This is a genomic window from Serratia sp. CY47444, from assembly GCF_052168635.1.
GTDB classification, from domain to species: domain Bacteria; phylum Pseudomonadota; class Gammaproteobacteria; order Enterobacterales; family Enterobacteriaceae; genus Serratia; species Serratia bockelmannii.
In genome coordinates this window covers 74992-95682 of sequence record NZ_JBJNMH010000021.1, presented here as the reverse complement: position 1 = coordinate 95682, position 20691 = coordinate 74992, and the positions used below count along the sequence as shown (strand labels likewise).

Here is a 20691-nt window from a genome sequence, read left to right as displayed (position 1 = left end):
AATTTTGGAGCAAGCTCTCTAAGAGCAACCAATTCGAATTGCTTACCTCTTATGAATGGGAAGTACATATTTCATCCTTATGAATGCTTTGTGTAAGAATATTTCCAAGTGCTAATCTCTTTGACCTAGTAAGTTTAAAGCTAATCGCCATGTTTGTAAGGGATGGTGGGAGTTTATTAACAAAGCCAAAGTCTGTTTTTCTGTGCGTTTTTAAAGCATATTTAAAAAGCTTTCTCAGTTCTTCAGAGCTTGCCTGATTAAATATATTAAGGCAATCTGCATAAATGCTCATATTGGATGATTCTAAAGGCTTGTTTGTCAACTTTTCTGCAATCAAAACATACTCGGGTTTTCTTAAAGAGCTGATCAAAATTTCGCGGTCTATTTCATGGGTGTTGACGATAGCCCTCTTAACCTCTTTCAAGGCCCCTTTCTCTGTAAACTCGATAACACCAACTTCATCAGGAACATGTAATAATACATTGTTAATATGTGTCTGATCACAAACGACATAAACCTTGTCAAAGATTTTTGAATATGAAGAAAGTTGATCTGGTAGTCTCTTTAAGCTATCAAACTTTGTTTTTATCTCGTAACACGTTGAATTTCCATTAACAATCACACAGTCGGCCTTGTTGTTTCCTACTCTGAATTCCGACAACATCGTTACATTTTTCTCGGCATGCCTTCTTATGTAAAGTTTATTAGCTATTGCATTCTTAAAAAAATACTCAGTCTTATAGTCCAATGATAGCTTTCTAAAGGCTAATTCAAAAACTTGAGCCACTTTCAATGGATAAACAGTCGGAGTTAAATAATCACTCAACACTTTATAGAGAAATGTAAGATCACCATCTGCTATCTTATTTATAGCTTGGCTAGTGAATAGTTGTGCAGCAATCCTGCTGTCAACTCTATTTCCCTGTGGAACAGGCATAACAACTCCGATATAAATAGTGTATTACAATGTAATCATAGCCTATTTTTTTCATACAGCTCAAGCATCTTCACTGGTATAGCCTAAGTCTTCGGCAATCGTCCAGCATCGCATGGATATTCGCAATATCGTCTTGCGCGCAATACTATCCCCGCCTCGCCTGCCCGCTTCATGTACCGCTTTTCATGCAGTTGCATGAGCAGCTCCAAACCGCGCCAGTACTGGGGCAGAGGGAGACGGCAACTGCATTTTTTTGCATGCAAAATCATGCACCCTATGCATGCACGCTCAAAAAGAGAGGCCCGCCAGAGAAAAAGCCGAGAAAGAAGAGGGGGGGGAGGTAATAAAAAACCCGCACCGGGAAGGGGGCGGGTGGGGAGGCATCAATGCACGTGGTGGTGGTTTCCGTATCGGTTAAGCGTTCGCTGGAGTGGTGGCGGTGACACCGGTGCCATGAGCTGTTGTGGCGGCAATGGCTGGCGGATCACGTGTTCGATACTCTCTCGCGTCTTAAAGGTGCTGGAGCAGTCAATATTCTGGCACTGGTAATAAGCCTCTTTGGTCTGTTCCGTCAGATAGCGGCTGGTGCGGGTGTGTGCACCGCTGCGGCAGAAAGGACAGCGCATCATGATTTGGTCCCCTTCTGCTGCATGCGTTGACGTTTTTCCTTCAGCTCAAGAGCAACTTGCATGCGTTTGGCAGGACTCCTTTTCAGCTCCGGCAATACGCCAGTTTCTTGCGGTATCGTCAGGCCAATCTCATTAAGCACCGGATGGTTGATATTTTGCTGTGCAATGGCAACATAAATGCGGCCTTGTAGCGTTCCCAGTATCTGCTGTTCAATCATTTTCATCGGATTGCCCTCATAGACGCCGTAAGCCCGTACAGCCAGTGCGCAAGCTTTGATAACGTCAGGGCTGATAAGCGCCGTGCTCATCGCATCTACTGCCTGATGCATCGCATGAGCAGCAAAGGTCGTGAGGACGTCTTTGTGCGCGGTCACTACCTTTGGCGCTGATTCACCACATCTGAGGTGAAACCCTATTTTATCCAGTTCCATCTCTTCAATCAGGCCGTCGAATTCCTTCGCTAGCTCCCGTTTGGAAATCCGGCTGTGGTGCTGCGCTTGCAATTCCGGGGTCATTTCCCCGCGCAGTTTGCGAAATAGCGTGCGCCACTGGCTTTCTGCCTCATGGCTCTCCACTTCGGTCTCTTTCTTCTGTTGGTGGCAGCGGGCAATGCCTGTCACGACGTCGTTTAATGCCTGATAGTTTTTGTCGTGGGCGGCGCGAGCGTCACGCAGGGCTTGCAGTTTATCGGTGATGGATTTCGGTAAGGCAGTGGTGCTCATGGTTGTGTCTCCGGTATCAGTCTATAGGAGGTATTCTGCTGAATGCCGCACAACACTGCCATCGATGTTGGTTGTCACTCCGGCTACACAACGTGGCCTTTTTTCAATGGGTTAGGTGACACTTTTGGGGAAGGAATGGCCCGCCAGAGAAGGGGCGTTTCGGTGAATCGGCCTATGCCTTTATCGATTCGCGGGGGTAACAGGGGTTACACAGGTTACAGATGTGATTTTAAAGGGAAAATTGTGTTACCCCGGCGAGAATGGTTGGGGTAACAACGGGTAACAGGATAAAACGACGCCGATATTGTTACCCCTGTTACCCCAACCAAAATAAAAGGGGTAACAGATTTTCTCCAGTGATTACAACGTTGTAACCCCTGTTACCTCTGTTACCCCTTAATAATAAGACTCGCGTAAAGCCTTACCCTAAGACGTCACTGGTGAAGACATACAGCTTCTTGACGCCCATCTCTGGCGGGCGGGTGGCCGTTTGCATTTTGCCGTCCTTGGCCGGAACCAGAAAACCGGCCTCTGCACACAGCCTTGCCACCTTCCGCGCATCGTAGCCCTTGCAGATTTCTTTCCAGCCGGACGGCATCACATAGAACGTCGTCACCGCCTCCACCTGCCGGGCATGGTTGCCTTTCTCCACCTTGCGCCAGCCCACCATGTTGCCGGGGCGGTTCATCTCGTTATGCCAGTCGGCAAAGCGGCTGAACTGCCCGGCCGTGAAGAAGGTGCGCACCTGTTCCAGCGCGGCAATGTCTTCCTGATTGGCGCTGTGGCCCCGGTCAGCCAGCCATGCGCGCATACAGGTCTGGGTCGCCCGCAGTGCTTCCCCCTCCGGCCAGCCGGTGATGCCGAGTCGCGTCGCCAGTTCCCCGGCCATGGCAACCAGCGCAAAGCGGTTGATGGCCCGCCCGACCTGATTACCGGCGTTATCCGGCATCAGCAACTGGGTGTACTCCTTCATCAGCGCCTTGGCGCTGGCCGTCATGCCGTTCAGGTCGGCGGTGAGGGCTTTCAGCCAGGCGCGGAACGGCGTGCCGTACACCGTCGCGGTGGCAACTTCAAAATGTTCCGCCAGCGCCTTACCGCTGTCGAACCCATGCAGGCTTTCAAATACGCCGTATTTGCCGGAGTCGCTCGGTATCTGGAGCATCCGCACTTCCATCCCGGCAAACGTCCGTTCGCCGGCGCGGGCAGCGTGTTCGGTGAGCGACAGCTCCCCGGTGGAGAAGAACAACAGCCGCCACTGCTTGCGGGCGCGTAACTCGCCGTCGGTGCCTGCCCGCCCCTTGCCTTGGCCGTTCGCCAGCATATAGGCGATGTTTCCGGCCTCGCGGCCGTCCACTTCCCGGATTTCATCGAGCATCATCGCCGCGTCGTTACGGCGGCTGGCGGTGCCTTCCAGCGCATTACCGGTGGAGCGCCACGTGTGCCAGTAATCCGGGCCGCCGCACACCGAGGTGGCCGCCTTCATGGTGGTGGTTTTTCCGTCGGTGGATTCGCCCTTGAGGTGATACCCGCCGCCGTCCATACCCACCAGTCGCAGCAGCGGCGCGGCAAATGCCAGACTGACCGCAAAGGCCACGCGGGAGTTGCCGACACAGTACCGGCCAATCTGCTCCTGCCAGTCGTCCAGCGTCCCGGCCACGCGAAAATCTTTGCCCTGCACGCTGGCGGTTTGCAGAATCACCGCTTCCGCACCGTCGCCGATAACCTCGTCCTGCAACACATACACATCGCCGTGCCAGCCGGTTTTGTTCACGCAGGTGACTTTGCGCTCCGGCTTGCACAGGGAGATATACTCCATCAGCCGGGCGCGGGCTTCGCCGGTGGTGCTGATGTACGACAGGCCGTTGACCAGCAGGATACGGCGCAGCTCTTCGCCGCTGCCGCTCAGCATCTCCATCGGCATCGCCCATTTACGCGGCTGGCCGTAGGTGTCCTCCCATTCCAGCAAACGGCCGAAGTTGCCGCCGTCGGCATCGCAGGTGATGGCCGTCACCCGCAACGGGTTGCTGATTTTGATGTTGCGGATTTCGGTGTCGCCGTCCGACTTCTGCACCTGCTTGTCGAACCACAGGTATTCCTGCGTCAGCCTGAAGCCCTGCGGCAGTTTCACCGCCGACTTACCGAGTTGCACCAGCTCTTCGTTAAACGCTTCCTTGGCGCGTGCCGGGCCGTTCTCCTGCATAAAGTCGTTCCAGTCCGCCTTATGGCGGGTCGGCGGCAGCGTCACGCAGCCGTTGACGGCCTTGGCGGCTTTCTCCGCCCAGACCTTGCCGGTGTTCTCTTTGCCGTCGTAGAAGTCATTGTCTGCGGCAATGACGATGCGGGCCTGCGGCCAGCGGGCGTGCACCGCCTGCGCCACGTTCGGCAGGTTGCTGGCCGAGATGGCGGCCACCACCCAGCCTGCGGCGAGCTGGGCGGCCGTCAGCGCGGTGGCGTAGCCTTCGGTGATAATCACCTGCGTCGGCGGCGCGTCGCTCTGTGGGGACGCACTGAGGGCGATAAATGCCCCCTTTTGCACCGTCCCCGGCAACAGCCGCTTATCCCCCAGCGGGGAAATCAACTGCGCGCCCGTCACGGCGCCGTGGATGTCCGTCAGCGCCAGCAGCAGCGACCCCGGCGGAAAGTCCACACCGCCGCTCTTACGGGCCGTGGTGGTCAGCGGCTGCGGCAGGCTGGCAAACCCCTTGCCGGTAAGATACTCGCTTTGCCCCTCCGTACAGGCGGCCAGCCACTGCGCTACCGTGTCGGCCACCGCCGGTGCCGGTTTGGAGGCTTCTCTTCTGGCGGGCTTGGGCGGCTGTTGCTGCACCTGACTCAGTTGCAGCACGTCGGCCACTTCGTTGACGGCCTGACCGAGGCTGAGGCCGTTGACCTTCGCCACCAAGTCCAGTCCGTCGCCGTGTGTGCAGTGCGTGCAAATCCAGCGGCCGTCGCCGTTCTTGTCGTCCATACGAAACGGCTTGATGCCGCCGCACGACGGGCAGGGGCCGTGCTGACCGTGCGGGGGTACCGTGACCCCCAGCAGCGGAAAAATAACGTCCCAGCGGCCGCGGGCGGCCTGTTTGGTCTGTTCTAACTTGGTCATTGCGCCCCCTTAATGCAGCGTCGGTGCCGAATGGCCGGATGTGACCGCCACGCCGCACAGCTCCGCCATGATGTTGCAGCCTTGCGCCGTGAGCTGCGGTGCCGCCAGCAGAATGTCCGGGGCCACCATATCGCCCAGCAACGAGCAGGCAATCGCCATGCCTTCGTCAACGCCGTGCAGCTTCACAAACAGCGCTTCGATGTCGCTGGCAATCAGCATCTGCAGGCTGTCCAGCGTGTGGGGAAGCGTCATGCCCTGCGCCGCACAGGCGGCGAGATAGGCCTCGGCTACTGCACGGCGAAACAGCGCGGTGCGCACTTCCAGTGGAATGCAGGAGGCAGAACCGTTATCCAGCGTCATGCGACCACCTCGCCGTTAATTGCGGCGCACTGCGCCTGAACGAAGGCCAAATCCTCCGACAGGTAAGCCACCATGGCGGCCATTTCCTGCGTGGTGATGCCGGTCGGGAACGGCGTAGAGGCGGCCTGCCCGGCGAACAACATATCCAGCAGCGAACACGCCTGCTTGGCGCGATTAAGTTTCTCAAAGGCGTCTTCGGTCATGCCGTAAGACAGGTAGCGGCAGGATGGCGGCAACAGCGTGCCCTGAGCTGATGATTGCCCATGTGATGAAGTCATGATTTTTGTCCGTCAGAATCGAAGAAAATGAAGCGTGATAAACCGCGTTACAGGAAGCGGGAATAATGGGTGTCGTTGTGCTCCGGCGTCGGCCGTCGTGTCTCTCGCGGGCGGCTGTAGACCACCTTTACAGACGGGTGCAGCCTGAGCGGCGACTGACCGGCGGCTGGCCGGGGAGCAAGGTTGCGCGGCGCATCGGCGATTTTGCGGTACACCTCACTGAACCACGGCAGCGGCATGGAGGTCATGTTGCCGGACAGGTCATACTCAAACACCACTTCATAGGCGAACTCCGGGTTTTTACGGGCCGTTGCCTCATCGGCGCGATACAGGCTCAGGATACGCACCGTTCTGCCTTGCTGATGGCGATAGCGCTCGCCGTGCTGGGGAAACTCACGCATGGCAGCCTCCCTGTGGCAGGCGACCAGCGAACAGGAGTACGTAGTCACCGGCCAACTGGCGGCGGGCGCTGCGTTCGTCACCGGCAGTAATACGCAACATCACCGGACGGACTTTGCGCTGGGTGCGGTTGATTGCGGCAAAGATGTAGGTACACTTTGATGTAGCCATAGCGTTGCTCTCAATTTACGTGAATGGTGAGGCTCTGGCAGTGTTACCGCACTGTTCAGAGCCGTTGTGTTTAATACGCACACCGTGATAGTGTACGTACATAACGGTGATGATACTAAGAGGTTATGTACGTACATGTCAACTGCAAAACGAGACAAAAGTCCTAAAGGCGAAGGTTTTTCTCCGACTTTTCAAATTAGAATCCCGCCAGACCTAAGAGAACAGCTAAACACCGAAGCAGCCAAAGACGAGATGAGCCTCGGAAACTGGTTCAAAGAGTTAGCCAGAAACGAATTAAAACGCCGTGGTATCGAGCCCAAAGGTTGATTCTTTGTTTGATGCGGCGTTCTGGCCGCATCAGGCAAGATCGTTTTGAGCATTGATCCACTCCCTGATTTCTTCTGCTTTCCATGCAGTAATCTTCGCTGAAATTTTTACTGGTTTTGGAAATGTTCCTGCTGAAACCCTTCTCCAAAGTGTTGCGTGTGAAAAAGGCAAACAAGGCATAAGCGTTCTTTGTCTAACAAAACCCGTCTGAGGTATAAAACCGTAATTATTACAATTAGTTGTTTGCATGTTGATACCTGTGATGCCATGAGATGATGCGAGATTAAAACCCACGGCGTTGTAGTTCCAGCGAAAATGGAATTACATAAAATCAATGTTAATTCCAATAAAACAAAACCAATTTCATTGAGTTGGCGTGGTGTTGTTGTGTTTGTATGTAATTGATTTTTATTTGTTTTTATTTTTATGGGTAATCTTTGGGAGCTGCATGGATACGCAGGGAGGGGGATGGAGGGTGATGGAGCGTGATGAGTTGGTTTTTAAGGTGGTAAAACACTCACATGTATGTTTTGTGAGTGTTAATATATTGATTTTAGTCGTAAATTGTCTTTATGGCTGCTGATATTTTACTTCTGATCGAAGAGGCTCTTAACCCATCACTGGAAATTCCATTTTTTTCGACAAAGTCATCAATTAAGTCTTTAACATGCTCAACACATACAGTGTTGTCTTTTTTTAGCCATTTTGATGGATTGGACTTATTTTTCTCCTGCGCAAGTAAGCTTACGGTTATACCAATAATTTTATTTAGGCTAACAACTTCCTCTTCTTTTTTGTATAGCCCTCTATTATTAGCAACTAATTGCTTACCCAGCAATTCAGCTTCGCCACCAATGAATTGAAGAAGTGACCTTGTTTTGGAGTTCATTGCTAAACTACTAATGGCAACTTTACATCTATCAATGATTGCACTTGGCGTTGTCACATCATCCCGACAGTTAAATCCGACTGAGAATATAATGTCTGATTTTACCTTCTCATCCATATCTATTGGGTGCGGATGCGGTTTGTATTCACCATAGTTTGTAACCCTGGGTATTTTTTCGTTTTTGAAAATCTCTTCTAGAGTTCTTTTTATTCTCACTCGTATATGAGTGATTATCTCAAGATGTTCACCATCTATGTCTTTTCTTCTTGCGTATGGTGATACTCCGACCAAACATTTAGACAGCTCATCGATAGTAATAGATGGTAAGGTTGCGAATCTTTCGAATTCCGTCATCCGCTGAAAACTTTTCATTTAATCAGAGTCCATATCTAATTTAATTAATTTATCTTGCCATAATAGTAATGCTTTCTTTCGCTCATCAAAATACTGATGTCTATTATAAATACCTTCAACACCTTTGATTCTGTGATTAAGGCAGCGTTCTGCAACTATAGGATCAACACCAAGCGAGGCGAGGTGTGTTCTGGCTGTACGTCGAAAATCATGAATAGTGAAATTATCAATGCCATGTAAGTGAGGTCGTAGCTTTGCAAGAGCAACTGGGAGGGTGCTTTCTACAATATGGGGGATCATACGATTCTGCATTTTCCTTGCGGGAAGAACCCATTCACTGTTGCATGACATAATCTTGAGTTCATTTAGCCATAATATGGCATTCTCGGGAAGAGGAATATCAATATCATCACCATTTTTTGTACCGGTTAGGTGCCAAATGGCATTATTTAAGTCTATGTTTTCCCATCGAGCTGAGCATAGCTCCATTTTCCTACAACAAAGGAGTAAAAGTAGTTTAAACGTGAGCTCATTTTGTCGGCCGAATCCTTTGGCTTTTTTCATTGCCGAGAATAATTGGGATAGTTCGTCATCAGTAAGAAATCTTTCCCGCGATTTCTCTTGCCCACCTGCATCCGCAAGTTCGAATGCAGCAGCAGGGTTTACCTCAAGAATATGTCTTTTAATCCCGTAATTGAAAATTCTTTTAGTCCAACGTAAGACATCGTTGGCTACGGTTGGGGCACCACGTGAAACGATATTTTGTAGCATATCATCAATATGCCGTGGCTTAACTTCATCAGCTTTAAGGTGGCCGATACTTGGATTGATATCCTTATCTATTCTACGTCTGAGAATGTCTGGATGCTTCCAGCGGCCAAGAATCTGCCGCTCAAAATATTCGGTCGCTAGGTCAGAGACTCGACGTGCGTTCTTATCTGCTTCGATTTTGGCGATAGCAGACGCTTTACGCTCTTTTTTCTCACCTGCCACGTCATACCCAAGAGCAACTCTTGCTGAAAGCATCCTGACTGTTTCACGCGCTTTAGCAAGGGAAAGCTCCCCATAGGACCCGATCCACATAGCTCGCGCTTTACCTGCCAAACTGTAGCGGAAGCGCCATTTTGGTGTTGCGAAGCTATCGCGGTAACAAAGATAGAGACCATTACCATCGGCCCTGCCTTCGAAGCGTTCCCCCGCCTTTACCCAAGCTTTTATCTGTATATCCGTAAGTTTTCCCACGCTCAATAACTACCTTGTACCAAAAGTGTATGTACCATTTTCATGGTTGGTACAGTCTATGGTACATCAAAATTGTGAGGTTTGAGTAGGTGAAGTGGGACTGAATGAGACTAAAAAAGCCCGTAAGTGACGGGCTTTTATGAATATTTTATATTGCATGACACATGCTGATAAATTACTCGATGTTCTGGATCTGCTCGCGCATTTGCTCGATCAGCACCTTCAGCTCGATGGCGGAAGCAGTGACGTCGGCATTGATCGACTTGGAGGCCAGGGTGTTCGATTCGCGGTTGAACTCCTGCATCATAAAGTCGAGGCGGCGGCCGACGGCTTCTTTCTTCTTCAGGATGTTGTGCGTCTCTTTCACGTGCGCTTCCAGACGGTCCAGCTCTTCGGCGACGTCGATACGTTGCGCCATCAGCACCAGCTCTTGCTCCAGGCGGGTGTTTTCCAACTGTACCTGCGCCTCTTCCAGCTTGCTGACCAGGCGCTCGCGCTGCCATTGCAGGATGTTCGGCATCTGGGCGCGCACGTTGACCACTTCGGCGCTGACGCCGTCGAGGCGCTGTTCGATCAGCGTTTTCAGCGCGGCGCCTTCGCTTTCGCGTGCGACGATAAAGTCATCCAGCGCGCCGTCCAGCGCTTGCATCAGCTCGGCGCTGATGACGTCTAGATCCTGCTCCTGCGCGGACATCACGCCCGGCCAGCGCAGCACGTCGATCGGGTTGATTTCCCCTTCGTCGCTCTGCATTTTCACCCAGTTGGCGGCTTCGACCAGCTGTTTGGCCAGTTTTTCGTTCAGGATCAGCGAGCTTTGCGCGCTTGGATCCAGTTCGAAACGCAGGTTGCATTCGACTTTGCCGCGCGTCAGGCGGCCACGGATACGTTCACGGATCACCGGCTCCAGGCTGCGGAATTGCTCCGGCAGACGGATGTAGGTTTCTAAGTAGCGCTGGTTAACGGAACGCAGCTCCCAGGCTGCGCTGCCCCATTCACCCTTGATTTCACGCCGGGCGTAGGCGGTCATGCTGCGGATCATTGATGCGTACCCGTAATAGGAAAAGATGGGGCGATTATAGCGTCGCGACCGCGGGCAGGATAGGCATTACGTCACGAAGCCCGTATAATGCGCAGCCAATAGTTGATTTGAAGCCGGAGAGAGCCCATGCGTCCTGCAGGCAGAGCACCACAGCAAGTTCGCCCCCTGACACTGACCCGTCACTATACCAAACACGCTGAAGGTTCAGTGCTGGTTGAGTTTGGCGATACCAAAGTCTTGTGCACCGCCACGGTAGAAGAGGGCGTTCCGCGCTTCCTGAAAGGCCAGGGGCAAGGTTGGATCACCGCCGAGTACGGCATGCTGCCGCGCTCCACCCACAGCCGCAACGCCCGTGAAGCCGCCAAAGGCAAACAGGGTGGCCGCACGCTGGAGATCCAGCGCCTGATCGCGCGCTCGCTGCGCGCCGCGGTGGATCTGAAAAAGCTCGGTGAATTCACCATCACTCTCGACTGCGACGTACTGCAGGCCGACGGCGGTACCCGCACCGCCTCTATCTCCGGCGCCTGCGTGGCGCTGGCCGATGCGCTGAACACCCTGGTGGCCAACGGCAAGCTGAAAGCCAACCCGATGAAGGGCATGGTAGCGGCGGTTTCCGTCGGCATCGTCAACGGCGAAGCGCTGTGCGATCTGGAGTATGTGGAAGATTCCGCGGCGGAAACCGACATGAACGTGGTGATGATGGAAGACGGCCGCATGATTGAAGTGCAGGGCACCGCCGAAGGCGAGCCGTTCAGCCACGATGAGCTGTTGGCGCTATTGGCGCTGGCCCGAGGGGGCATCGAAACCATCTTCCAGGCGCAGAAAGCGGCGCTGGCGGACTGATTTTTTAAGGCGACTGAGAAGTCGCCTTTTTTATGCCCGACGATCGGGCGGCAGTAATGACAAGACCCAAGCAGATTCAGACGAGGAGAAGCAGTAATGAAAGCCTATCAGCGCCAGTTTATCGAGTTCGCGCTTAACAAGCAGGTATTGAAATTCGGCGAGTTCACCCTGAAATCCGGCCGCACCAGCCCGTATTTCTTCAACGCCGGCCTGTTTAATACCGGGCGCGATCTTGCGCTGTTGGGGCGCTTCTACGCCGAAGCCCTGATGGACTCCGGCATCGATTTCGATCTGCTGTTTGGCCCGGCCTATAAAGGCATTCCTATCGCCACCACCACGGCGGTTGCGCTGGCGGAACACCATGAGCGCGACGTGCCTTACTGCTTTAACCGCAAGGAAGCCAAGACCCACGGCGAGGGTGGTTCGCTGGTCGGCAGCCCGCTGCAGGGGCGTGTGATGCTGGTGGATGATGTGATCACCGCCGGCACCGCGATCCGCGAGTCGATGGAAATCATCGGCGCCAGCGGCGCTTCGCTGGCGGGGGTGCTGATCTCCCTCGACCGTCAGGAACGCGGCCGCGCGGATATCTCCGCCATTCAGGAAGTGGAACGCGACTATCACTGCAAGGTGATTTCGATCGTGACGCTGAAGGACCTGATCGCTTATCTGGAAGAGAAACCGGAAATGGCGGACCACCTGGCGGCGGTGCGCGCTTACCGCGAGCAGTTCGGGGTATAAATAAAAACGCCGGGCATGCCCGGCGTTTTCGTTATTGCAGCTGTGCCGCCAATAGCGGCCAGCGGGCGTCGAATTCCTGCGTTGGACGATAGCGGAATTCCGAACGCACATAGCGCGACAACATGCCTTCGCAGAAGGCCAGCAGCTGGCTGGCCAACAGCGTTTCATCGACGATGAAGCCTTTTCCTTCGCGCAATTTGCGCTCTTTCAGCACCTGACGCAACTGCGCCTCGATGCGTTCGAACAGCTGGTTGATGCGGCCCTGCAGGCGATCCTGTTCAAACATCAGCGCGTGGCCGGTCATGATGCGCGTCAGCCCCGGGTTGCGTTCCGCAAAGCCCAGAATCAGCAGTAAAATCAGGCGCAGACGATTAAACGTCTCTTTCTCGTCCTGCAAGATCAGGTTGATGCGGGTGATCAGGCTGTCTTCGATAAACTCGATCAGACTGTCGAACATCCGTGTCTTGCTGGGGAAATGCCGGTACAGCGCAGCTTCAGAAACACCCACGTTCGCGGCGAGCTTGGCGGTGGTAATGCGCTGGCTGCCGTCGCTGGATTCCAGCATCTGGGCTAACGCCTGCAATATTTCCTCGCGCCGATTCCTTTTCGTATTTTCTTTTTCTGCCATGTCTGATTAGACCCTTGCTAAAACTTAACTGACGGAAACCCGGGCACCGGCCGCTGCAGAGCAGGCTCTGTGCGGCTTATGTGATAGCTTTTTTACGATGCTGGGGTCAGCGGCCTTAACGGCCTTTTTCCGCGCTGCCTGGTGTGCGCTGCAATTGTCGCGGTAAAACCTTGCCGCAGAGACATCCTTCTCCCCGGAAAGGCAAGGTTCAGGCGACGTTTCCCTGCCGGCCATCGTGCATTGGGTGGCGCTTAGTGGCGCCCCGAGTGGCCGAAGCCGCCTTCGCCGCGCTCGCTACTGTCGAACTCTTCCACCAGGTTGAATTCGGCCTGCACCACCGGCACGAAGACCATCTGCGCGATGCGTTCGCCCGGCTCGATGGTGAAGTGCTTCTGGCCGCGGTTCCAAACGGACACCATCAGCTGGCCCTGGTAATCGGAGTCGATCAGGCCGACCAGGTTACCCAGCACGACGCCGTGCTTATGGCCCAGGCCGGAGCGCGGCAGGATCACTGCCGCCAGGCCGGCGTCGGCGATGTGGATCGCGAGGCCGGTGGGCAGCAGCGTGGTTTCACCCGGCGCCAGCTCTACCGCGCTGTCCAGGCAGGCGCGCAGGTCGAGACCGGCGGAGCCCGGCGTGGCGTAGGTCGGTAGCGGGAAATCCTGACCGATACGCGGGTCGAGGATCTTAACGTCGATTTTTTTCATCATAACGGCTGACTATCTCGTCTATTAAACGTTGGCCAAGGAGTGCCTTGTCGCTCAGCGCCAGGCGCTTTTCTCCATCCTGCCAAAAAAGGTGCAGGGCATTGGTGTCGCTGTTGAACCCGTGCTCTGCAAGCGATACATCGTTAGCGCAAATCAAATCCAGCTTCTTACGCGCCAGTTTTTGCCGCGCGTATTCTTCCACATTCTGGGTTTCGGCGGCAAACCCCACGACAAACGGTCGATTTTTGGTCATCGCGGCCACGCCGGCGACGATATCGGGGTTTTTTACCATCTTGAGGACGATTTCATCACCCTGTTTTTTTATTTTTTCATCGGCGATCTGCTCGGGGCGGTAGTCGGCCACGGCGGCGCAGGAGATGAAAATCTGCTGCTGCGCCGCGCGCTGTTGCACCGCCTGCTCCATCTCCAGCGCGCTGGTGACGTCCACTCGGGTGACCGATGGCGGCGTCGGCAAGCTGACCGGCCCGGCGATCAGCGTCACCTGCGCGCCGCGGGCGGCGGCGGCGCGGGCGATGGCGAAGCCCATTTTGCCGGAGCTGTGATTGCTGATGAAACGTACCGGATCCAGCGCTTCACGCGTTGGGCCGGCGGTGATCATAACCTGCAAATGTTGCAGATCCTGCGGGGCGGAGAAATGCGCGTTCGCCAGGTCGACGATGTCCAGCGGATCCAGCATGCGGCCCGGGCCGACGTCGCCGCAGGCCTGGCTGCCGCTGTCCGGCCCCCAGAGCAGCATGCCGCGCGTCTGCAGCGTTTGCAGGTTGGCCTGCGTGGCGGCGGCGCGATACATCTGCTGGTTCATGGCGGGGGCGGCGGCGATAGGGGCGTCGGTCGCCAGGCAGACGGTAGTCAGCAGATCGTTGGCCATGCCGGCGGCGACGCGCGCCAGCAGATCGGCGGTCGCCGGCGCCAGAATCACCAGATCCGCCCACTTGCCCAGTTCGATGTGGCCCATGGCGGCTTCGGCGGCGGGATCCAACAGATCGTCGGACACCGGGTAACCGGAAACGGCCTGCAGCGTCAGTGGCGTAATGAACGCCTTGGCGGCGTGGGTCATCACCACGCGCACTTCTGCACCCCTGTCGCGCAGGCGGCGCACCAGCTCTGGGCATTTGTAGGCGGCGATGCCGCCGCTGATGCCAAGCACAATATGTTTGCCGGAAAGTCCCGTCATCATCATTGTCCGATTGAAAGCCGAAAGATGCGCCATTTTAGCATATCCGCCGTTCAGGTGAGCGATTCCGCAATGGCTGCAGGGCGTTACATTGTGCTTTGCGAAACACTTCGCAATGTTATCAAACACCTGTCGAACGCGCCGGGCAGCACATGGCATGCTGTAGCCCTTTCAGGGAGGAACACGATGAGCAACCCGATTGTGGCGTGCTGGCCGGGCGCGCTGGCGCCGCGTGAAAAGCTGTTGATGCAGGGGGCGGCGGCGCTGTCCGACGCAGAGCTGTTGGCCATTTTCTTGCGCACCGGATTGCCCGGCGTGCACGTGATGCAGCTGGCGGAGCAGCTGCTGCGCCGGTTCGGCTCGCTTTATCACCTGATGTCGGCCGATCATCAGGCTTTTTGTAGCCAAAAAGGCCTGGGGGATGCCAGCTATACGCAGCTGCAGGCGATTGCCGAGCTGGCACTGCGCTTCTTTTCCAGCCATTTGTCGCAGGAAAACGCCATGCTCAATCCGCGCGTCACCCAGCATTATCTGCAAAGCCTGCTGGCCCATCGTGAGCGAGAGGTCTTTTTGGTACTGTTTTTAGACAATCAGCACCGGGTTATTCGCCATCAGGAGATGTTTGCTGGTACCATCAGCAGCGTCGTCGTCTACCCGAGAGAAATTGTGCGTGAAGCGTTGAAGGCTAATGCCGCCGCGCTGATTCTCGCGCATAATCACCCCTCGGGTAAGGCTGAACCCAGTCATGCCGACCGTTTGATAACGGAACAGGTGGTGAAAGCCTGTCAGTTATTGGAGATCCGAGTGCTCGATCATTTGGTGATCGGTCGGGGTGAATGCGTCTCTTTTGCCGAGCGCGGATGGCTTTAAGCGATTTTTTCGCGATCCTTGTGGGATCTTTAGCTGTTCGGGACTTGAGCACTTACGCTTCAGAGCGTATACTACGCCACCTTTGAGAATCTTGGGTTTGGCGCAAGAGCCTATCTCAGCAGGTTTCTGACCTGATGTGTGGTTTCTACCTGATGACGAGAGTCTCCTCAGTATGAAGTTTGCTGAGATGGGCTCTAAAAGCCTGACGAGGCGGCCATACCCTATACGAAGCTCGAGCTGATTTGATTTTTGGAGAATAGACATGTCCCGAGTCTGCCAAGTTACTGGCAAGCGCCCGGTGAGCGGTAACAACCGTTCCCACGCAATGAACGCGACCAAACGCCGTTTTCTGCCTAACCTGCACTCACACCGTTTTTGGGTTGAGGCTGAGAAGCGCTTTGTAACTCTGCGTGTATCTGCTAAAGGTATGCGTGTTATCGATAAGAAGGGTATTGAGACGGTTCTGGCCGATCTGCGTGCCCGTGGTGAGAAGTATTAAGGAACTGAATCATGGCTAAAGGTGTTCGCGAGAAGATCAAGCTGGTTTCTTCTGCTGGTACTGGTCACTTCTATACCACCACGAAGAACAAGCGTACTAAGCCGGAAAAATTGGAACTGAAGAAATTCGATCCAGTTGTCCGTCAGCACGTAGTATACAAAGAAGCTAAAATTAAATAATTTTAGTGGATTAATGAAAAACCCGGCCTTGGCCGGGTTTTTTGTTTTATAAAGGGTAGAAAACGTCGGAGGGGAAGCCAGATGCCTGAATTACCGGAAGTTGAGACGAGCAGACGCGGTATAGAGCCTTATCTTGTCGGCCACAGCATTCAGTATGCGGTGGTGCGCAACGCGCGCCTGCGCTGGCCGGTTTCCGAGCAGATCCTGACGCTGAGCGATAGGCCGGTGCTCAGCGTGCAGCGCCGAGCCAAATACCTGCTGATCGAGCTGGAGAACGGTTGGATTATCGTGCACCTGGGCATGTCGGGCAGCCTGCGCATGCTGCGCGAGGAGAACGAAGATGAAGCGGGCAAACACGACCACGTCGATTTGGTGATCAGCAACGGCATGATCCTGCGCTATACCGATCCGCGCCGTTTCGGCGCCTGGCTGTGGTGCGAAGATTTGGCGACCAGCAGCGTGTTGGCGCACCTGGGGCCGGAACCGCTGAGCGAAGCGTTCAACGGTGACTACCTGTATGAAAAATCACGCAATAAGCGCACGTTGATTAAACCGTGGCTGATGGATAACAAGCTGGTGGTCGGGGTCGGCAATATTTACGCCAGCGAATCGCTGTTCAGCGCCGGGATCCTGCCCGATCGTCCGGCGGGATCGTTGAGCAAAGCCGAAGCGGAACGGCTGGTGAAGATCATCAAGGCGGTGTTGCAGCGCTCCATCGAGCAGGGCGGTACGACATTGCGCGACTTTTTGCAGTCGGACGGCAAACCGGGGTATTTCGCGCAGGAGTTGCAGGTTTACGGGCGGGCGGGAGAACCTTGCCGCGCGTGCGGCACGCCGATCGAATCCGCCAAGCACGGGCAGCGCAGCACCTTCTTTTGCCGGCGCTGCCAGCGCTGAGCATCACTCGGCGGCGAGCTTCGCCATCAGCGCCTGCGTAACCACGTCAGGCAGGAAAGGCGCGATATCGCCGCCGTGACGCGCGACCTCCTTCACCAGAGAGGAGGAGATGAACGACCACTCCTCGGAAGGCATCAGGAACACGCTTTCCAGCGTCGGCATCAAATGGCGGTTCATGTTCGCCAGCTGCAATTCGTACTCAAAGTCAGACACCGCCCGCAGGCCGCGCACCAGGATATTGGCATTCTGGTGAGCGGCAAAGTGCGCCATCAGCTCGCTGAAACCCAGCACTTCCACATTGCCCAGATGCGAGGTGACCTGCGTCGCCAGCGCCACGCGCTCATCCAGGCTGAACAGCGGCTTTTTGCTCGGGCTGGCGGCGATGGCCAGAATCACGTGATCGAACATCAGCGACGCGCGCGTCACTAAATCCAGGTGGCCGTTGGTCATGGGATCGAAGGTCCCGGGATAGATGGCTTTGCTGGTCATGATTCACTTCTCTGAGTAGTTGCGGCCCAATGCCCATAATGCGGCATATTTATTGAAGGTATATTGCGCGTTGACCACCGCTAACAGCAACCCCTGTTTACCGTCAAGGAAACCGGCCCGCAGCAGCCAGGTTTTGACGAAGGCACCGAGCGTGTGGGTCAGGATGGACAGATAGCCGCAACGCTTGCCGGCCCGGTGGCGTTGCGTGGCCCACTCTTCGGCATAGCGCAGCTGTTTGCGCTGGAAGGCGAAGAAGTCGCGGCAGGTCAGGTGCAGCATATCGCCGCTGAGGGGGATCACTTTGGCGTCGCCGATGTTCAGCGATTCGTGCACCAGATCGTCGTTATAGCGATAGCGTTGGTTGGCGTACAGGCGGTTGACGCGGTCGGGATACCAGCCGCTGTGGCGCATGAAACGGCCAAGGAACAGGTTGCGCCGCGCACAGCTGTAGACGGCGCCGTCGTCCGGTGCGTTCAACACCCGCTCGATGGATTGCCGCAGCTCGGGGGTGACGCGTTCGTCGGCGTCGATCATCAAAACGTAGTCATGACTGGCGTAGCTTTGCGCCAGCTGACGCTGCTTGCCGAATCCTTGCCAGTCGGTGTGCGTGAAGACTTTGGCGCCCAGACTTTCGGCGACGGCGACGCTGTCGTCCTCGCTGCCGGAGTCCAGCACGATGATTTCATCGGCCCAGGCGACAGAGCGCAGGCAGTCCGGCAACAGCCCGGCTTCGTTTTTGGCGATCATCACCACCGACAGGCTTTTGCGGCTGCTCATTCAGTGGCTCCGGGGCGGCAGATGCGGTTCAAGCAGCTGCAGCAGGCGCTGCAACGCTCCCTGATTCTGATACAGCACTTCCACCGCATGGCGGCCGTAGTAGCGACGGTAATCTTCGTCGGTCAACAGGGTTTCCACTTCCTTCACCAGCGAATCCACGTCGGTCACGGTGATCAGGCCTTCGGCCTGCGAGAGCTTGGCGCAGATGTCTTTAAAGTTGAAGGTATGTGGGCCCATCAGCACCGGGATGGCGTGCGCGGCGGCTTCCAGCGGGTTGTGCCCGCCGCGTTCCACCAGGCTGCCGCCGACAAAGGCCAGATCGGCGATGCCGTACAGCAGCATCAGTTCGCCCATGGTATCGCCGATCACCACCTGGGTGCTGCCGGACGGGATTTCGCCGCTGCTGCGCAGGGTGTAGCTGAAGCCGGCCTTCTGCACCAGCTCTTTGGCGGTCGGGAAGCGCTCCGGGTGACGCGGCACCAGGATCAGCAGCAGGTCGGGGTGTTTTTCCAGCAGTTTGCGGTGCGCTTCAAGCAGGATGGTTTCTTCACCGTCATGGGTGCTGGTGGCGATCCACACCGGGCGGCGCGGCGCCCATTGGCGGCGCAATGTAACGGCGCGGGCGGCCAGCTCCGGGGTGACGGAGATATCGAATTTCAGGCTGCCGGTTACGGCCAGCTGCGAGCGTTTCAGGCCCAGTTCGATAAACCGATCGCCGTCTTCCTGGTTCTGTGCGGCGATTAGCGTAATGCGGCGCAGCATATCGCGCATGAATCCGCCAATTTTCTTGTAGCCAGCGGCGGAGCGAGCCGACAGGCGCGCATTGGCGATCACCAGGGGGATTTGCCGCTGATGCAGTGCGTTGATCAGGTTAGGCCATAGCTCGGTTTCCATGATGATCACCAGCTTGGGATTCACCTGGTCGAGGAAGCGGTTCATGGAACCGGGCAGATCGTAGGGCAGATAGACATGATGCACGTCTTTGCCGAAAGCGGACTGGACGCGTTCTGAACCTGTCGGGGTCATTGTGGTCACAGTTATCGGCAAAGCGGGGTAACGATGGCGCAGCGCCCGCACCAGCGGGATGGCCGCCAGCGTTTCGCCGACGGAGACGGAATGCAGCATAATGCCGCCCGGCACGACTTTCCCGGCGCAGAAGCCATAGCGTTCCGCCCAGCGTTTACGGTAGGCTGGAGCTTTGCGGCTGCGCAGCAGTAAGCGGAGCCAGATCAGGGGTTGGATGAGGTAGAGTAGTACCTGATATAAACGCAGCAACATTCTATCAATTTCATTTATATGGGTTATTCGGAATAGTACCATAACTGGAAGGGAAAGGCGCTAATTTGGTAACCTTGGGTGTCAGTTTCAGACAACCGGCGAGCGATTTCGCCGATAGGCTCGGAATGAAGAATATTTTAATTATTCGCCGCGACAACATCGGCGATCTTGTTTGCACTACGCCCTTGATTGAAGGGGTGAAAATTGCCTATCCAGACGCAAAAGTTTATCTGCTGATCAATAAAGTCAGCCAGGACGTTGTTAAAAACAACCCTCATCTCGAGAAAGTCTTTGTCTATAAAAAGGCCAAGCACAAGGCGAAAAATGAAACGACGTTGGGCGTTTATTTCGAACGTCTGATGATCTTCCTGAAGCTGCGCAAAATAAAGTTCGATGCGGTCATTCTGGCCAACCCGGTGCCTTGCAAATACAGCCTGCGTTTAGCAAAAATGGCCGGCGCCACCCATATCATCGGTGCCGATCTGGGCACGAAAGAGATTCAGCGCCCGTTCCGCAAGGACGATTTCCGCGGCCTCCATCAGGTTGAACACACCTACAGCTATTTATCGGCGATAACCGATCAAGCCATTCCGATCCCGCCGGTGCGGGTATTCCTGACGCCGGAAGAGCGGCAATTGGCGGTGCAGCGGCTGCAGGAACGTCTGCCGTCGGTCGAACGGGTATGCGCCGTGCATATCAGCAGCCGCAGCCCGAAAAGACGCTGGCCGGTTGAACGCTATGCCGAAATCATCAACCGTCTGACCGCCGATCCCCACACCGGCGTGCTGATCTTCTGGTCGCCGCAGGGCACGCTGGCGCCGGACGACATCGGCGATCGGCAGCGCGCCGAACAGCTGCTGGCGCTGTGCCAAAACGAACGCGTCGCGCTTTATCCGACGGCGTCGGTGCGCGAGCTGTTGGGCGGGTTTGATTTATGCGACCGGGTGCTGTGCAGCGACGGCGGGCAGATGCATCTTGCCGCCGCGTTGAATAAGGACATGGTGGTGTTCTTTGGCGATACCGATAAAACGTCCTGGCATCCATGGACTGGCCGCCATCATATTTTGCAGAGTGAGTCGGGGCACTGTGAAGATGTTTCTGTCGATGAGGTTTGGCAGAAAATGCAGGCACTCAGCTAACG

General features: G+C 55.5%; 26 protein-coding genes. 8 read left to right on the top strand and 18 right to left on the bottom strand.

Annotation, left to right across the window (positions count from 1 at the left end; all coding sequences use genetic code 11):
- Nucleotides 1-49: 49 nt before the first annotated feature.
- From ACJ8IL_RS21830 to ACJ8IL_RS21795, 8 genes are all read right to left on the bottom strand, one after another.
- Nucleotides 50-937 (bottom strand): sce7726 family protein, encoded by an 888-nt coding sequence (locus ACJ8IL_RS21830; RefSeq protein ID WP_197784852.1) that lies wholly within the window; start codon nt 935-937, stop codon nt 50-52.
- A gap of 383 nt (nt 938-1320) precedes the next feature.
- Entirely contained in the window at nt 1321-1566 is a 246-nt protein-coding gene (locus ACJ8IL_RS21825) for an ogr/Delta-like zinc finger family protein (protein ID WP_197791472.1), read from the bottom strand.
- Nucleotides 1563-2288, bottom strand: a complete 726-nt coding sequence (locus ACJ8IL_RS21820) for an NAD-dependent aldehyde dehydrogenase (protein WP_103774497.1) — start codon at nt 2286-2288, stop codon at nt 1563-1565. Before ACJ8IL_RS21820 ends, ACJ8IL_RS21825 begins: the two co-directional genes overlap by 4 nt.
- Nucleotides 2289-2709: 421 nt before the next feature.
- The gene (locus ACJ8IL_RS21815) at nt 2710-5391 is read right to left on the bottom strand and encodes a DUF927 domain-containing protein (RefSeq protein WP_442516827.1); all 2682 of its coding nucleotides are present in this window, start codon (nt 5389-5391) and stop codon (nt 2710-2712) included.
- 9 nt (nt 5392-5400) lie between these two features.
- Nucleotides 5401-5751, bottom strand: coding sequence for a DUF5375 family protein (locus ACJ8IL_RS21810; RefSeq protein ID WP_208093658.1), 351 nt, complete (start codon nt 5749-5751; stop codon nt 5401-5403).
- Nucleotides 5748-6029 (bottom strand): hypothetical protein, encoded by a 282-nt coding sequence (locus tag ACJ8IL_RS21805; protein WP_043148424.1) that lies wholly within the window; start codon nt 6027-6029, stop codon nt 5748-5750. The genes ACJ8IL_RS21810 and ACJ8IL_RS21805 overlap by 4 nt, the downstream gene beginning before the upstream one ends.
- Nucleotides 6030-6076: 47 nt before the next feature.
- Nucleotides 6077-6430, bottom strand: a complete 354-nt coding sequence (locus ACJ8IL_RS21800) for a hypothetical protein (protein ID WP_442516826.1) — start codon at nt 6428-6430, stop codon at nt 6077-6079.
- Nucleotides 6423-6599 carry a host cell division inhibitor Icd-like protein gene (locus tag ACJ8IL_RS21795; RefSeq protein WP_164053487.1) on the bottom strand — a complete coding sequence of 59 codons (177 nt, stop codon included), beginning with the start codon at nt 6597-6599 and terminating at the stop codon, nt 6423-6425. Before ACJ8IL_RS21795 ends, ACJ8IL_RS21800 begins: the two co-directional genes overlap by 8 nt.
- A gap of 135 nt (nt 6600-6734) precedes the next feature.
- Between ACJ8IL_RS21795 and ACJ8IL_RS21790 the strand changes: the two genes are divergently transcribed.
- Nucleotides 6735-6926 (top strand): toxin-antitoxin system HicB family antitoxin, encoded by a 192-nt coding sequence (locus tag ACJ8IL_RS21790; RefSeq protein ID WP_149571885.1) that lies wholly within the window; start codon nt 6735-6737, stop codon nt 6924-6926.
- Nucleotides 6927-6956: 30 nt separating this feature from the next.
- Here ACJ8IL_RS21790 and ACJ8IL_RS21785 read toward each other — a convergent pair whose 3' ends face one another.
- From ACJ8IL_RS21785 to ACJ8IL_RS21770, 4 genes are all read right to left on the bottom strand, one after another.
- Nucleotides 6957-7175 (bottom strand): helix-turn-helix transcriptional regulator, encoded by a 219-nt coding sequence (locus ACJ8IL_RS21785; RefSeq protein WP_072010297.1) that lies wholly within the window; start codon nt 7173-7175, stop codon nt 6957-6959.
- A 304-nt stretch (nt 7176-7479) separates the two neighbouring features.
- Nucleotides 7480-8169 (bottom strand): hypothetical protein, encoded by a 690-nt coding sequence (locus ACJ8IL_RS21780; protein ID WP_193168782.1) that lies wholly within the window; start codon nt 8167-8169, stop codon nt 7480-7482.
- An 18-nt stretch (nt 8170-8187) separates the two neighbouring features.
- Nucleotides 8188-9411: a tyrosine-type recombinase/integrase gene (locus tag ACJ8IL_RS21775; protein WP_197791476.1), complete on the bottom strand. Its 1224-nt coding sequence runs from the start codon at nt 9409-9411 to the stop codon at nt 8188-8190.
- A 175-nt stretch (nt 9412-9586) separates the two neighbouring features.
- Nucleotides 9587-10450 carry a YicC/YloC family endoribonuclease gene (locus ACJ8IL_RS21770; RefSeq protein WP_141971898.1) on the bottom strand — a complete coding sequence of 288 codons (864 nt, stop codon included), beginning with the start codon at nt 10448-10450 and terminating at the stop codon, nt 9587-9589.
- A 126-nt stretch (nt 10451-10576) separates the two neighbouring features.
- Here ACJ8IL_RS21770 and rph point away from each other — a divergent pair, with 126 nt between their 5' ends.
- Complete coding sequence (rph, locus tag ACJ8IL_RS21765; protein ID WP_025160305.1) at nt 10577-11293, top strand: ribonuclease PH; 717 nt, start codon at nt 10577-10579, stop codon at nt 11291-11293.
- 96 nt (nt 11294-11389) lie between these two features.
- Entirely contained in the window at nt 11390-12031 is a 642-nt protein-coding gene (gene pyrE / locus ACJ8IL_RS21760) for an orotate phosphoribosyltransferase (protein ID WP_049205345.1), read from the top strand.
- Between the two features lie 31 nt (nt 12032-12062).
- Here the strand turns inward: pyrE and slmA are convergent, their stop codons facing one another.
- From slmA to coaBC, 3 genes are all read right to left on the bottom strand, one after another.
- Complete coding sequence (slmA, locus tag ACJ8IL_RS21755) at nt 12063-12659, bottom strand: nucleoid occlusion factor SlmA (RefSeq protein WP_025304700.1); 597 nt, start codon at nt 12657-12659, stop codon at nt 12063-12065.
- Nucleotides 12660-12910: 251 nt separating this feature from the next.
- Nucleotides 12911-13369, bottom strand: a complete 459-nt coding sequence (dut, locus tag ACJ8IL_RS21750; RefSeq protein WP_016929680.1) for a dUTP diphosphatase — start codon at nt 13367-13369, stop codon at nt 12911-12913.
- Nucleotides 13347-14564 (bottom strand): bifunctional phosphopantothenoylcysteine decarboxylase/phosphopantothenate--cysteine ligase CoaBC, encoded by a 1218-nt coding sequence (coaBC, locus tag ACJ8IL_RS21745; RefSeq protein WP_038630299.1) that lies wholly within the window; start codon nt 14562-14564, stop codon nt 13347-13349. Before coaBC ends, dut begins: the two co-directional genes overlap by 23 nt.
- 183 nt (nt 14565-14747) lie before the next feature.
- On the opposite strand from coaBC, the gene radC reads away from it, so the two are divergent.
- The 4 genes from radC (at nt 14748) to mutM (ending at nt 17006) form a co-directional block, all read left to right on the top strand.
- On the top strand, nt 14748-15431 hold the full coding sequence (radC, locus tag ACJ8IL_RS21740) for a RadC family protein (RefSeq protein ID WP_025304698.1): 684 nt from the start codon (nt 14748-14750) through the stop codon (nt 15429-15431).
- Between the two features lie 262 nt (nt 15432-15693).
- A complete protein-coding gene (rpmB, locus tag ACJ8IL_RS21735; protein ID WP_004931195.1) occupies nt 15694-15930 on the top strand; it encodes a 50S ribosomal protein L28 in 237 nt (78 codons plus the stop codon).
- Nucleotides 15931-15941: 11 nt separating this feature from the next.
- Nucleotides 15942-16109 carry a 50S ribosomal protein L33 gene (gene rpmG / locus ACJ8IL_RS21730; protein ID WP_002442576.1) on the top strand — a complete coding sequence of 56 codons (168 nt, stop codon included), beginning with the start codon at nt 15942-15944 and terminating at the stop codon, nt 16107-16109.
- A gap of 81 nt (nt 16110-16190) precedes the next feature.
- On the top strand, nt 16191-17006 hold the full coding sequence (gene mutM, locus ACJ8IL_RS21725) for a bifunctional DNA-formamidopyrimidine glycosylase/DNA-(apurinic or apyrimidinic site) lyase (protein WP_308370336.1): 816 nt from the start codon (nt 16191-16193) through the stop codon (nt 17004-17006).
- A gap of 3 nt (nt 17007-17009) precedes the next feature.
- Here mutM and coaD read toward each other — a convergent pair whose 3' ends face one another.
- From coaD to waaA, 3 genes are read right to left on the bottom strand one after another with little or no spacing between them, the layout of a single operon-like run.
- A complete protein-coding gene (gene coaD, locus ACJ8IL_RS21720; RefSeq protein WP_033631353.1) occupies nt 17010-17495 on the bottom strand; it encodes a pantetheine-phosphate adenylyltransferase in 486 nt (161 codons plus the stop codon).
- A gap of 3 nt (nt 17496-17498) precedes the next feature.
- Entirely contained in the window at nt 17499-18272 is a 774-nt protein-coding gene (locus ACJ8IL_RS21715; RefSeq protein WP_025304696.1) for a glycosyltransferase family 2 protein, read from the bottom strand.
- A complete protein-coding gene (waaA, locus tag ACJ8IL_RS21710) occupies nt 18273-19550 on the bottom strand; it encodes a lipid IV(A) 3-deoxy-D-manno-octulosonic acid transferase (RefSeq protein ID WP_025304695.1) in 1278 nt (425 codons plus the stop codon).
- A 125-nt stretch (nt 19551-19675) separates the two neighbouring features.
- Here waaA and ACJ8IL_RS21705 point away from each other — a divergent pair, with 125 nt between their 5' ends.
- Complete coding sequence (locus tag ACJ8IL_RS21705) at nt 19676-20689, top strand: glycosyltransferase family 9 protein (protein ID WP_043141040.1); 1014 nt, start codon at nt 19676-19678, stop codon at nt 20687-20689.
- Nucleotides 20690-20691: the final 2 nt, after the last annotated feature.

Excerpts from the sequence above, each read along its gene's own strand:
- ACJ8IL_RS21830 (WP_197784852.1), bottom strand. The coding sequence starts at position 937 with ATGCCTGTTCCACAGGGAAATAGAGTTGACAGCAGGATTGCTGCACAA.
- ACJ8IL_RS21825 (WP_197791472.1), bottom strand. The coding sequence starts at position 1,566 with ATGATGCGCTGTCCTTTCTGCCGCAGCGGTGCACACACCCGCACCAGC.
- ACJ8IL_RS21820 (WP_103774497.1), bottom strand. The coding sequence starts at position 2,288 with ATGAGCACCACTGCCTTACCGAAATCCATCACCGATAAACTGCAAGCC.
- ACJ8IL_RS21815 (WP_442516827.1), bottom strand. The coding sequence starts at position 5,391 with ATGACCAAGTTAGAACAGACCAAACAGGCCGCCCGCGGCCGCTGGGAC.
- ACJ8IL_RS21810 (WP_208093658.1), bottom strand. The coding sequence starts at position 5,751 with ATGACGCTGGATAACGGTTCTGCCTCCTGCATTCCACTGGAAGTGCGC.
- ACJ8IL_RS21805 (WP_043148424.1), bottom strand. The coding sequence starts at position 6,029 with ATGACTTCATCACATGGGCAATCATCAGCTCAGGGCACGCTGTTGCCG.
- ACJ8IL_RS21800 (WP_442516826.1), bottom strand. The coding sequence starts at position 6,430 with ATGCGTGAGTTTCCCCAGCACGGCGAGCGCTATCGCCATCAGCAAGGC.
- ACJ8IL_RS21795 (WP_164053487.1), bottom strand. The coding sequence starts at position 6,599 with ATGGCTACATCAAAGTGTACCTACATCTTTGCCGCAATCAACCGCACC.
- ACJ8IL_RS21790 (WP_149571885.1), top strand. The coding sequence starts at position 6,735 with ATGTCAACTGCAAAACGAGACAAAAGTCCTAAAGGCGAAGGTTTTTCT.
- ACJ8IL_RS21785 (WP_072010297.1), bottom strand. The coding sequence starts at position 7,175 with ATGCAAACAACTAATTGTAATAATTACGGTTTTATACCTCAGACGGGT.
- ACJ8IL_RS21780 (WP_193168782.1), bottom strand. The coding sequence starts at position 8,169 with ATGACGGAATTCGAAAGATTCGCAACCTTACCATCTATTACTATCGAT.
- ACJ8IL_RS21770 (WP_141971898.1), bottom strand. The coding sequence starts at position 10,450 with ATGATCCGCAGCATGACCGCCTACGCCCGGCGTGAAATCAAGGGTGAA.
- rph (WP_025160305.1), top strand. The coding sequence starts at position 10,577 with ATGCGTCCTGCAGGCAGAGCACCACAGCAAGTTCGCCCCCTGACACTG.
- pyrE (WP_049205345.1), top strand. The coding sequence starts at position 11,390 with ATGAAAGCCTATCAGCGCCAGTTTATCGAGTTCGCGCTTAACAAGCAG.
- slmA (WP_025304700.1), bottom strand. The coding sequence starts at position 12,659 with ATGGCAGAAAAAGAAAATACGAAAAGGAATCGGCGCGAGGAAATATTG.
- dut (WP_016929680.1), bottom strand. The coding sequence starts at position 13,369 with ATGATGAAAAAAATCGACGTTAAGATCCTCGACCCGCGTATCGGTCAG.
- coaBC (WP_038630299.1), bottom strand. The coding sequence starts at position 14,564 with ATGATGACGGGACTTTCCGGCAAACATATTGTGCTTGGCATCAGCGGC.
- radC (WP_025304698.1), top strand. The coding sequence starts at position 14,748 with ATGAGCAACCCGATTGTGGCGTGCTGGCCGGGCGCGCTGGCGCCGCGT.
- rpmB (WP_004931195.1), top strand. The coding sequence starts at position 15,694 with ATGTCCCGAGTCTGCCAAGTTACTGGCAAGCGCCCGGTGAGCGGTAAC.
- rpmG (WP_002442576.1), top strand. The coding sequence starts at position 15,942 with ATGGCTAAAGGTGTTCGCGAGAAGATCAAGCTGGTTTCTTCTGCTGGT.
- mutM (WP_308370336.1), top strand. The coding sequence starts at position 16,191 with ATGCCTGAATTACCGGAAGTTGAGACGAGCAGACGCGGTATAGAGCCT.
- coaD (WP_033631353.1), bottom strand. The coding sequence starts at position 17,495 with ATGACCAGCAAAGCCATCTATCCCGGGACCTTCGATCCCATGACCAAC.
- ACJ8IL_RS21715 (WP_025304696.1), bottom strand. The coding sequence starts at position 18,272 with ATGAGCAGCCGCAAAAGCCTGTCGGTGGTGATGATCGCCAAAAACGAA.
- waaA (WP_025304695.1), bottom strand. The coding sequence starts at position 19,550 with ATGTTGCTGCGTTTATATCAGGTACTACTCTACCTCATCCAACCCCTG.
- ACJ8IL_RS21705 (WP_043141040.1), top strand. The coding sequence starts at position 19,676 with ATGAAGAATATTTTAATTATTCGCCGCGACAACATCGGCGATCTTGTT.